Annotated in this window: 3 protein-coding genes; all 3 read left to right on the forward strand. The window is 51.4% G+C overall.

Translation table 11 applies throughout. The annotated features are described in order from the left end of the window. The first annotated feature begins 67 nt into the window (after positions 1-67). Positions 68-733, forward strand: coding sequence for an NADH:ubiquinone reductase (Na(+)-transporting) subunit D (locus tag KDK17_RS17295; protein ID WP_062268817.1), 666 nt, complete (start codon positions 68-70; stop codon positions 731-733). A gap of 3 nt (positions 734-736) precedes the next feature. Beyond that, positions 737-1,333, forward strand: a complete 597-nt coding sequence (gene nqrE / locus KDK17_RS17300) for an NADH:ubiquinone reductase (Na(+)-transporting) subunit E (protein WP_257281423.1) — start codon at positions 737-739, stop codon at positions 1,331-1,333. 15 nt (positions 1,334-1,348) lie between these two features. Continuing rightward, a partial coding sequence (locus tag KDK17_RS17305) for a 2Fe-2S iron-sulfur cluster-binding protein (protein ID WP_257288655.1) occupies positions 1,349-1,635 on the forward strand: 287 nt, incomplete at its 3' end.

Genomic DNA, 1,635 nt, shown 5'->3' on the forward strand with positions numbered 1-1,635 from the left:
TTCATTTCTGGATGGGTAAAGATGGCTTCAAACCGTTCCTTACTAATTTGAAAGCGGGGGATGCATAATGTCTGAGAAGACTAAAGATATCCTGCTGGAACCGGTCGTTAACAACAACCCCATAACCTTGCAGATCCTCGGTATCTGTTCGGCACTGGCGGTGACCACCAGCATGCAGGTTAGCCTGGTTATGGCCATGGCGGTAATCGGCGTAACCGCCTGTTCCAACCTGGCTGTATCCCTGATTCGTAACCACATTCCCAACAGCATTCGTATCATCTGTCAGATGACCGTCATTGCTTCTCTGGTAATTGTGGTGGATCAGATTCTGAAAGCTTACGCTTACGACATCTCCAAGCAGTTGTCTGTATTTGTAGGTCTGATCATCACCAACTGTATCGTGATGGGTCGTGCCGAAGCCTTCGCTATGAAGAACGGTCCCAAGCTATCCTTCCTGGACGGTATTGGTAACGGTTTGGGTTACGGTGCGGTACTGCTTATTGTGGCATTCTTCCGTGAACTGTTCGGTGCCGGTAACCTGTTCGGTGTTGAAATCCTGAAGACTGTCAACAACGGTGGCTGGTATCAGCCTAACGGCCTCATGCTGCTGGCCCCGAGTGCGTTCTTTCTGATCGGTCTGCTGATCTGGGTGATTCGCAGTCGCAAGCCGGATCAGGTTGAAGACAACGAGTTCAAAATGGCTCCTAACACCAAGTTCAGCGAGGCCCACTAAGCCATGGAACATTTCATCTCACTTTTTGTGAAAGCAGTGTTCGTGGAAAACATGGCATTGGCTTTCTTCCTGGGTATGTGTACCTTCCTGGCGGTGTCCAAGCAGGTTAAAACAGCTCTGGGTCTGGGTGTCGCCGTAGTGGCCGTATTGACCATTACTGTCCCCATTAACAACCTGATTTATCAGAACATTCTGAAAGATGGCGCGCTGACCCCCGGTGTCGATCTGAGCTTCCTGGGGCTGATCACCTACATCGGTGTTATCGCGGCTCTGGTTCAGATTCTGGAGATGTTTCTGGATAAGTTTGTACCGTCACTCTACAACGCACTGGGTGTATTCCTGCCGCTGATTACCGTGAACTGCGCCATCATGGGTGCGTCACTGTTCATGGTTGAGCGTGACTACAATCTGGGCGAGTCTGCGGTATATGGATTAGGTGCGGGTGTTGGCTGGGCTCTGGCAATTGCTGCCCTGGCTGGCATCCGTGAAAAGCTGAAGTACAGTGATGTACCTCCGGGCCTGCGCGGCCTGGGTATCACCTTCATTACTGTGGGTCTGATGTCACTGGGCTTTCTGTCATTCTCTGGCGTACAGCTTTAAGGAGGTCGTGTAAATATGGAAAATACCGAAGTCATAGTTTATGGCGTAGTCATGTTTTCCGTCATAGTGCTGACGCTCGTAGCGATCATCCTTGCTGCACGCTCGCGACTGGTTAGCACCGGTGATGTGACCATCAACATTAATGAAGACCCTGAGAAAGCGGTCACTACAGTGGCCGGTGGCAAGCTCTTGACGACTTTGTCAGGTGCGGGTGTCTTCCTGCCATCTGCCTGTGGTGGTGGCGGTACCTGTGCACAGTGCAAGTGTAAAGTACTCGACGGTGGTGGCGAGATGCTGCCTAC

Origin of the sequence: Endozoicomonas sp. SESOKO2, assembly GCF_024606245.1 — a bacterium.
GTDB lineage: Bacteria > Pseudomonadota > Gammaproteobacteria > Pseudomonadales > Endozoicomonadaceae > Endozoicomonas_A.

Excerpts from the sequence above, each read along its gene's own strand:
- KDK17_RS17295 (WP_062268817.1), top strand. The coding sequence starts at position 68 with ATGTCTGAGAAGACTAAAGATATCCTGCTGGAACCGGTCGTTAACAAC.
- nqrE (WP_257281423.1), top strand. The coding sequence starts at position 737 with ATGGAACATTTCATCTCACTTTTTGTGAAAGCAGTGTTCGTGGAAAAC.